The following is a 9,942-nucleotide window of genomic DNA, read 5'->3' as shown; positions in this document are numbered from 1 at the left end:
GTGCTGCCGCAACCGGGTTGTTCGAGTGAATAAAATCACGCCAACGCAATTTTCGTAATGTCAATGTTAAAAATTGAAAGCTCAATACATGGAAAAACGGAAAGCTTATCGTAAATTCATTTTTTTCGTTATAGTTCTTGTCATACGTAAAGACTGCAATGGGTTAAATTGGTTTCCTATACTTATTATAAAGCAAGCTAAAGTAAAGATACATGTGCTCATGAAAATTTGTTTGATAGTAGCTTTGTGGTTCGACATGAATAATGAGTATTGTTTCTTCCCCTTTTAATTTTGCTTCGATAAAGAAAACTCGGCGATTGCCTAGCCTTTAGGCAAGAGCAGAGCCGTAGTTCACCGAAAAAATATAAAATTTTTTCGGCTGCGATGTAATCCCTCGAAGCTTTCCTTGTGCACTTATGCGTTAGGAAAGTAGAAATTGAAAAATTTATACTTTCCTATTAGCTAACAATATCAGCACGCCGACTTTCACCTCCCAAAAGATCTGTGAATACTTCCTCAGAAAGCGGCCGAATCGCCGAAAAGTCGATATACTTGTGCACTTCGGGAAAAAACAACTCGAGAAATTCTGCGAAAAACGTATGAAGTAATTCTTTAAAAAGTTAGTCATGGTCTGTATACCTTGACGTACCTGCATCTTCATAAAAGTAGGTAAGAACAGGCATGTTGTCACTCCTTTTTAAAATATGATTCCATACTTAGGAATGAAAGTGATTTGTGCAATTGAATCAGGATGAATAAGTAAGGGGGGATTATATACAATTTTCGATATCAGGTTAAGAAATCCTGCTATGGTTTATAAAAAATCGTGTTAGGCAGGGAAAATTTTATAGGAATTATTGTATTGTGGATAACCTAGAACTATGGATAACTTTAATATTTTCCAAACTCCAAGCTTCCCCATATTTGGCAGTAAAACACCACCCAATAAAGCTGGTGGTGCTAGACCGCAGATTAGGAAATTAAAAATGACAAAACCTATCTTTTTGCCTTCATGACAAAAAGTTGCGCCGTAAAATCACCGGATTGTTTATAACCACTCTGATCAACGACAACATTTCCTTCTTCCAATACAAGACCGAAATTCATCAGTTCATCTCCATAATGTGTTACACTTGAACCCTCGATTTCATATTCTGTATTCGGATCCAGACCTTTTAATAGCAGTTTTTTGTATTTAGGATTTGGTTTTGCCAGAACTTGAAAATAACCTATGATCGCTTCTTTCTTATCCTTTGAAACAACCATCCATGCAGTATCATTACCGCTTCCAACAAAGGGACTCAATAACCGATAAAAGATCCCTTTTTGAATCAGTTCACGATGTTTCTTATAAAAATTGACTTGTTCACGCATACATGCCCTGTCGTATTCTGACATTGTTGTAACATCAAGTTCGTAACCGAAGACACCGAAGTAGGCAACAGCAGCCCTCATATGGAGATTGGTCAACCGTTTAACTTGGTGATTAGGTATGGCAGAAACATGTGCACCTATCGCACTTAATGGGTAAACAAGAGATGTACCGTATTGGATTTTTAATCGTTCAACGGCATCTGTATCATCACTTGTCCATGTTTGCGGGGCATAATAAATCATTCCCGGATCAAAACGTGCTCCACCAGCGGCACACGATTCAAATAAAACATGGGTGAATTCACTGGTCAATCGTTCATACAAACGGTAAACACCTAAAATATAACGGTGAGATAATTCCCTTTGGCGTTCAGCCGGTAAAGTCGCCGATCCTATTTCAGTCATATAGCGGTTCATATCCCATTTGATATAAGAAATTGATGCAGTGGAAAGCAATTTTGCCATCATTTCATAAATATGATCAACAACTTCCTTCCTCGAAAAATCCAGTACGAACTGGTTTCTTCCCGGCGATTGTCTCCTGCCCGGAACTTGGATCAACCAATCAGGATGCTCACTGTATAACTTACTTTGCTTTGAAATCATTTCCGGTTCAATCCACAAGCCGAATGCTAAACCGAGATCATTGATTTTCCGCGACAGACCATCAATTCCACTTGGTATTTTTTCGTGATTAACAAACCAATCCCCTAAAGATGTTTTGCTATTATTTCTTTGTCCAAACCATCCATCATCCAATACAAATAATTCTACCCCGAGGCCTTTGGCAACTTTAGCTATCTCCAGTAATTTCTCTTCATGAAATGAAAAGTATGTTGCTTCCCAATTATTAATCAAAACAGGTCTCATTTTGTCCCGCCATTTTCCTCTGGCTAGCCTGGTTCGATAAAGTTCATGGTACGTCTGACTCATTCCATTTAAGCCTTGGTCCGAGTATACCATCACCGCTTCAGGTGTCTGAAACGATTCTCCGCTCTCTAATAGCCAGTTAAAATCAAATGGATTGATGCCCAACGATACACGGGCAATTTCAAAGTTATCAACTTCAACTTGTGCCAAAAAGTTTCCACTATAAACGAGACTGAACCCGTACACTTCCCCTTGATGTTCAGTCGCATCCGGCCTTTTTAAAGCAATGAACGGGTTATGGTGTGGACTGCTTGCATTTCCTCTAGTACTTGATATGCTTTGGATGCCTACTTCCAGTTTTCGATTTTTCACATGTCTTTCTCTTGCCCAAGCCCCGGACAGATGGATCATTTCAAAATCGGCATCAAAGAAATCAATATTTGCACTCATGACCCTTGTTAAATTCAATGCTTGTTTTCCTTTATTAATAAACTTCGCACTCCGCGTAAGAACATTAAATTGAGCAAAAACGGTATATAGTAAAATGATCTCTGTAGCCGTTTGTTCGTCAAACAAGTGGATTTCCAAAGTAATGGCTTCACTTTCATTTTCTACATAGGTTGCCGGTAGCCCATCTAATCTGGGTTTCCCCTTATAAATTTTATGTTCCTTATACTCAAAGTTCGAAATACGGCTACCATTCTCATAAACAATTTGAAATGCAGGTTCGCGAAAATCCGTCGTTCCATAGGATGGATACTCCTGCTTAATCATCTCCAAGGAAAATGCCGGATCATCCTCAAATTGTACAGTGGAATTTGCCCTCGGTTTGATTTTAAGCATATGGGAAAATGATGCTCGGTGGTGAATCCTTTTTCCATAAAATATATGTCCTAGTTGGTTATTTTTTAAAATCTTGAATATATAGCTAAAATTCAAACCTTGGATATGAAATTCTTTCGTCCCTTCATTGTAATAGATGGCAATTTGGTCCAACTTCATGTCCATTTCTTCGCCTCCACAACTTTTGGAAATCTCCAATAAAATTCAAAAGTAAACGGTTATTTTATTAAAATATTACTTATGACTAAGAAAAATCCCTATAATTATAGATTTAGTATAGGGATTTTTTTAGAACATTAATATAACAATATTACTCTTCCCTGATCGGCGTTAGTATATAAGAGTATTTGTATGTTTGGTCAGCATATAATGTAAATTCCGGATGTGTTTTTTGTCCCCAACTGTCATCTCCGCCTACTCCCATTTGTTTAAAGTTTACACGGACAACTGTTTTATCTGATTCCGGTAACTTATACATATGACTGGCTTGCTCAAGTTCTTCAGGTAAATAAGGAAGTGCATTGAATTCGATCGTTGGCATTCCGGTTATTTTCAATCCAGTTCCATCTTCACCATAAATTTTTGCCCATCGCACGCCGATCTTGTTTCCACATTCTTGCGGTTTTAAATATGGCGTATATTGTTTGGAAACTTTCCCGCAATATTTACCAATTTTTGCCCCTTTCTCTCTATCGATATAATTTTCATGTGGGCCTTTCCCGTACCATTCCACATTTTCAAAACTTACCGGCATCGTAAACATCATACCGATTTCAGGAATTTCAGGGAGATTAGGATTTGGAATTAGTTCATAATGAACAGTAACTTTTCCTATTGAGTCCACTTGGTAACGAATAGAACAGATTGATTCTTTTTCAGTTGGAATCGTATGTTTAACTGAAACAACAACATGACCCTCTTTTTCCTCAAAGTGAAAATCTTTTAAGGAACTGTTTTTACCAGCATTTTTCCAAACAGCACTGCGAACATCCAATTTACTTCCACGATCATTGTCCGTCATGGCACGCCAAAAGTTTGGTCTTAATGGAGTTTGCAACAACTGTTTATCATTGTAAATATAAGACGTTAAGAAACCGCTCGTTTTGTCAAAAACAACTGTAAACTGTTTTCCGTTAACATGTAACTCTTGCTCAAGATTAGTAACAGATATTTCACCTACAATATCATAATTTTCTTTAACCATTTCTGGTTCTCGAATTATAAATTGCTCAAAAGCAATCTCATGTCCCTCTTCTGCCCATAATTTCGTTTCTTTTAAATGAAGGCTTACCGTTAATACTAACTCACCACAGTAAGATTCAAAGTCCCTGGTACTAATTCCAAGAGTTATGTCTTCCGTATGGCCCGGAGCAACATTCACTTCACTAGTTCCTGACTTCACTTCTACTCCATTTTCTGTTACGGTCCATTTAAAAGTAAATTCATTTAAATTTGTAAATAAAAATTTATTTTTTAAACGAATGACACCTTGATTTAGATCAACTGCGGAGAAATCTACATTTTGATAGCATTTTTTCACTTCAAAAATTTTTGGAGAAACCGTTCCGTCAGCAAAAATAATCCCATCCCCACAGAAGTTTCCATCATGAGGAGATTCACCGAAGTCACCTCCATATGCCAAATATTCTATTCCATCACTCGTTGTCGTCCGTAGAGCTTGGTCTTTCCAGTCCCAAATAAACCCGCCTTGTAGGACCGGGTATTTATCAAATAAATCAGTGTACTTAAACAAGTTACCGGTTGAATTCCCCATTGAGTGACTATATTCACATAATATATATGGTTTTACCGGCTTATTTGATTTTTCCGCCTCAATCGCATATTGCTCGACTACATGTGGAGGAATATACATGGTACTTTCTATATCTGAAGCCCTTTCCGATTTTCGGTAATGGAAAATGCCTTCGTAATGAACAATTCTTGTCGGATCATTTTCTCTTAAAAAGTCATGCATTTTTACAAAATTATCACCGCCGAAAGACTCATTCCCTAAAGACCATATAACAACAGAAGGGTGATTTTTATCACGCTGGAACATAGAATTGCAACGATCTAAGACATTTTCCGTCCACTCCTGCTTACTCCCTGGAATGGTCTCTTCCTCTTCCTGCTGATCGTAACGCCAAGTTCCATGAGTTTCTAGGTTTGTTTCATCGATGACGTAAAGTCCATATTCATCACATAAATCATAAAACAATGGATGATTCGGATAATGAGAAGTCCGAACGGCATTAATATTATACAGTTTCATTAATTTTATATCATGAAGCATATCTTCATAATCAATTGCCCTTCCTTTATCAGCTGAAAATTCATGACGGTTCACACCTTTAAAGACAATCCGTTTGCCATTAATATGCATAACCCCGTCCTTCAGTTCAAATTTTCGGAATCCGACTTTACAGCTTTGATACTCAATGACATTCCCATCTGAATCCTTTACATTCATGACAAGAGTATATAAATTAGGAAATTCTGCACTCCATTTTAAAGGATTTTCCACAAATGCATGAACAGTAATATTTTCAATAGTTAGATTGGACATTTCAATTTCATAGATAAGTGGATTTTTAAGAACTGCTCGCTGATTTGAATCAAAGAGTTGTGCTTCAAAAGTTACTCTTCCTTTATATTCACCCTCATAATTACTCATTTTTGCTGTGATTTTCAAATCTGCATCCTCATAATTTTGATCCAAATCTGTTTGTACAAAGAAATCTTGAATGTGAACAATTGGAGTGGTATATAAATAAACATCACGAAAAATCCCACTCAATCTCCAAAAATCTTGATCTTCAAGCCAACTTGCATCACACCAGCGATAAACTTCGACCGCAAGTTTGTTCTCCCTATCTCTTAAATAGGGGGTTATATCAAATTCTGCTGGAGTAAATGTATCTTCACTATATCCGACAAGGTCACCATTAACCCAAATATAAAAAGCGGATTCAACACCTTGAAAACTAATATATACCGGTTGCCCTTCCCACTCTTTCGGCACCTTAAACATTGTAATATACTGGCCTACCGGATTATATTTTGTCGGTGCAAAAGGTGGTTTAATATTTTCTGTATCTTCCCAAGGATATCTTACGTTAGTGTATTGGGGATAATCATATCCTTGTAATTGCCAATGTCCGGGTACTTTTATTTCATCCCAACCAGAACTCTTAAAATCTTCTTTAAAAAATTCCCGATTTCGCATTTCAGGAGTTTCATAGAACGCAAATTTCCAGCTTCCATTCAATGAATAATAATAAGTAGATTCACTCCGTTTTCCCTCCAGAGCCTTTTGCATGCTCTGATAAGAAATTGATGTTGCATGTGCAGCTAAACGATTTAGTTGGAAAATGTCTGGATTATTATTCCACTCTGGATAGCCGTTAGTTGGAGGAACATAAGAAAATTTTTTTACCTTATTCATTACCTTTGTACCCCTTTTCAATGTGATTTTATTTATATAAAACTTATTAACCTTTTACAGATCCCATCATGCCTGCGACAAAATGTTTTTGCATCAAGAAGAAAATAATCGCTGTCGGCAATGTGGCAATGACAATTGCGGTATAAATCACACCGTAATCCGGTGCATATGCTGCCCCTAAATTAGAAACAAGTAGAGGAATCGTCTTTTTCTCAGGAGATTGTAAAATTACAAGCGGCCACATGTAATTGTTCCAACTGTTCATAAATGTAATAATTGCCGCTGCCGCATATGAGTTTTTCATTGTCGGCATATATATCCGGAAAAAGATACCCAATTCACTCAGTCCATCAATTCTTCCCGCTTCAACTAAGTCTCTCGGAAACATCTTTGTGTTTTGACGGAAAAAGAAGATTAAGAAAGCTGTTGTTATACCTGGAAGAATAACAGCAACAATAGTATCAATACCTATGCCCGGTACGACATTTGTCCATTTGCCAAACATCCGGTATAAAGGAACCATCAATGCGGCAAAGGGAATCATCATAGATAATAATAGGATATTAAAAACGGTTTCTCTTGATCGATTTTTATACATTTCAAAACCATAACCTGCCGCTGAGGAAATAACTAGGGCAAGTACAGTCGTTACTACGGCAATTAGAAATGAATTCCATAATGCTGAACCAACATCATAAGTACTGAACAAGTTTTTCAAGTTCGCAATAAGATTTGTACCAGGAAGTAATGTACCTTTTGTTATATCAACAGATTTATTTGTCATACTGATAATCATCCATATAAATGGAAACACCGAAATAAATGCAGCCACACTCAGAAAAACATAAATAAATATATTTTTTACCTTAGTCATTTCGATCACCTGCCACTTTAAATTGAATCAACGAAAAGATGACGACTAATATGACGATTACATAGGATACAGTTGCTGCATAGCCAAAATCCGGGCTGTATTTAAATGATAAATTATAAATATATTGTGAGATTGTCAGTGTTGCATTACCCGGTCCGCCTTGGGTTATGTTCATCGGCTCATCGAATAATTGCAGTGTACCAATTGTTGATGTGATCGATGTAAAAAGAATAATCGGTTTCAACATCGGAATTGTAATTCGAAAAAATTGTTGTACCGAGGAAGCACCATCAATTTTTGCTGCTTCATAAATCGATCTGTCGATATTTTGCAGTGATGATAAGTAAAAGATCATATTATAACCGGTCCATCTCCATGTTATTGCAAGTATAATAGTTACCTTAGCCCAAAAAGGGTCGGTAATCCAATTAATTGGTTCCGAAATAATGTGTACAGTTTCTAAAAAATTATTAACAAGTCCATCGGTAGCAAATAAATATTTAAAAATAACAGAGTAAGCAACTAGTGAAGTAACGGCCGGCAAAAAGATCGCCGTTCTAAAAAACCCTTTAAACCTTAAATTCGGCCTGTTCAATAGCACTGAAAAAACAAGTGCAAGGATGATCATAATTGGAACTTGGAAAATGAGATAAATTAGAGTATTTTTTAATGCGGTCAAAAAGGTCGGGTCACTAAATAAACGTGTATAGTTTTCAAAACCAACAAAGTCTAAATTACTCCCCATTCCTGTTTGGAATGATAAGATGAAAGCTTGGATCATTGGATAGAAATAAAACAAACAGATCATAAACACTGAAAAAATAACGAACATCCATCCAATGGTTCTCTTTTTAAACTTCAGTCCCATGATAATACCTCCCCCGAAAAAAGAAATGGGCAATTTATCCATTAATTTTTTGAACGCACATGCTTACTGGGTAAATTGCCCGGCTATTATTGATTATTTACTTATTACTTTATTTGGGCCTCGGCTTGTTTTTGCGCATCATCTAAAACTTCTTGGAGATCGGCTCCCTTTAAATATTTTTGCATTTCGTTAGCTAAAATATCTTCAATTGCATAGGTGTGCATACCATAATTAACTGGTTTTACTTCTTCCATCCAAGTTGTAAAATCACTAATTGTTTTCTGACCGCCGAAAAATTCATCAGCAGTTTGATAGGCTTCTCCTTTAGTAGCAGGAATATAAGTACCGATTGCACCGACTTCAGTGGCAAGCTCCTGATACATGTCAATATTTTTTCCAAAAGTTTCTGCCAAGAATTTTGCAGCTTCTTCTTTGCCATCAACATTTAAAATATACCATGAACTACCGCCTAGGTTGGAGGCGTTTACAGAACCGTCAATCGATAATCTAGGAATCGGAGCAATTGCCCATTTACCGGATTGGGAAGGTTCCGCCTTAATACTTGGAGTAATCCAGTTTCCTGTAGCTGTTTCTACAATTTCGCCACTGTTTAGAGCGCCTACATATTGACTCCAGTCTGTTGTTTCTTTAAAAATACCGGCATTTACCATCTTTTTATAAATTTGGAACGCTTCTTTCAAAGCTTTATTATCAGCAATATTAGGTGTTTTACCATTCTCTTCCAAATACCAAGAACCGGCCGTTTGAATCATAACACGTAAAATTCCTAAGTCGCTCGGGTCATTCGTAGAAATATATTTTCCTGTTTTTTTATAAATATCGATGGCCATATCAGCGAATTGTTCCCAAGTGATATTTTGGAAATCTTCTAAACTATAACCAGCTTCCTCAATATAGTCTTTACGAAGATATAAACCGGTTACACCAGTGTCAAATGGTAGACCATATTGCTTTCCATCATAGCTAGATGAAGAAATTTTGTATTGAGCAAAATCATCTGTGTTAATATAATCGGAAATGTCAAAAAATGCATCAGGATAAGCTTGTAGAAAACTTTGAGCACGGTAATCTTCAATCAATACAATATTTGGCATACCTTTCGTTGTTCCTGAACTCAAACCGGTGTTCAATTTCTGAACAATATCATCTTGAGAATTTTCGATGATGTTCAGTTTAAAGTCGGAATTACTTTCTTTATAGTACTTTTCAGCAATTTTCATCGCAGCAATATTAAATTTTGGATCCCAAGCCCATACGGTTATGGAACCATCTTTCTTTTCTGTGCTTCCCCCTTGATTGGATTTTTCACCAGAAGAACAACCTGCTATCAATAGTAAGCTAGCAAACAAGAAAATCCATATCTTTTTCATAAAATAATACCTCCTCAGTAAAATGGAAACGTTACCTTTTCACTAAAATTTTACCATTGTTTATTTAAAAAATCTAGAGTTATTTTTGATATCAGAAAAATTCATTTCTAACAGGCTACAAAGGCATTACATTTAAGTAACAATTACTGGTTTAAAGTAACTATTTTCTTTACAATTCCTGCAAGTTAAAGAAAAATAATTGCAGTATTTTACTTAAATTACACGTTTTATTTTACTGTATTTTTTACTACTATGTTAATAATATTGAGAAAAAGAC

5 protein-coding genes are annotated in these 9,942 nt (G+C 36.2%); all 5 read right to left on the bottom strand.

Going from position 1 to position 9,942, the window contains the following annotated elements:
- Positions 1-996: 996 nt before the first annotated feature.
- The 5 genes from LIZ98_RS09640 to LIZ98_RS09620 all read right to left on the bottom strand — a co-directional run bounded on the left by LIZ98_RS09640 (position 997) and on the right by LIZ98_RS09620 (position 9,665).
- Entirely contained in the window at positions 997-3,231 is a 2,235-nt protein-coding gene (locus LIZ98_RS09640) for an alpha-galactosidase (RefSeq protein ID WP_375293577.1), read from the bottom strand.
- A gap of 166 nt (positions 3,232-3,397) precedes the next feature.
- Positions 3,398-6,532, bottom strand: coding sequence for a beta-galactosidase, LacZ type (gene lacZ, locus LIZ98_RS09635; RefSeq protein WP_227139544.1), 3,135 nt, complete (start codon positions 6,530-6,532; stop codon positions 3,398-3,400).
- Between the two features lie 46 nt (positions 6,533-6,578).
- On the bottom strand, positions 6,579-7,406 hold the full coding sequence (locus tag LIZ98_RS09630; RefSeq protein ID WP_041847499.1) for a carbohydrate ABC transporter permease: 828 nt from the start codon (positions 7,404-7,406) through the stop codon (positions 6,579-6,581).
- The gene (locus tag LIZ98_RS09625; RefSeq protein WP_041847498.1) at positions 7,399-8,274 is read right to left on the bottom strand and encodes a carbohydrate ABC transporter permease; all 876 of its coding nucleotides are present in this window, start codon (positions 8,272-8,274) and stop codon (positions 7,399-7,401) included. The genes LIZ98_RS09630 and LIZ98_RS09625 overlap by 8 nt, the downstream gene beginning before the upstream one ends.
- A gap of 104 nt (positions 8,275-8,378) precedes the next feature.
- Entirely contained in the window at positions 8,379-9,665 is a 1,287-nt protein-coding gene (locus LIZ98_RS09620; protein ID WP_227139543.1) for an ABC transporter substrate-binding protein, read from the bottom strand.
- Positions 9,666-9,942: the final 277 nt, after the last annotated feature.

It is taken from the genome of Caldibacillus sp. 210928-DFI.2.18 (genome assembly GCF_020554505.1).
In the GTDB taxonomy this organism is placed as follows: Bacteria; Bacillota; Bacilli; order Bacillales; family Caldibacillaceae; genus Caldifermentibacillus; species Caldifermentibacillus hisashii.
Note: the sequence above shows the minus strand (reverse complement) of the source record. Positions and strands in the feature narration are given on the sequence as shown.

Bases quoted from the DNA above. Each gene is read 5' to 3' on its own strand.
- lacZ (WP_227139544.1), bottom strand. From the start codon at position 6,532: ATGAATAAGGTAAAAAAATTTTCTTATGTTCCTCCAACTAACGGCTAT.
- LIZ98_RS09630 (WP_041847499.1), bottom strand. From the start codon at position 7,406: ATGACTAAGGTAAAAAATATATTTATTTATGTTTTTCTGAGTGTGGCT.
- LIZ98_RS09625 (WP_041847498.1), bottom strand. From the start codon at position 8,274: ATGGGACTGAAGTTTAAAAAGAGAACCATTGGATGGATGTTCGTTATT.
- LIZ98_RS09620 (WP_227139543.1), bottom strand. From the start codon at position 9,665: ATGAAAAAGATATGGATTTTCTTGTTTGCTAGCTTACTATTGATAGCA.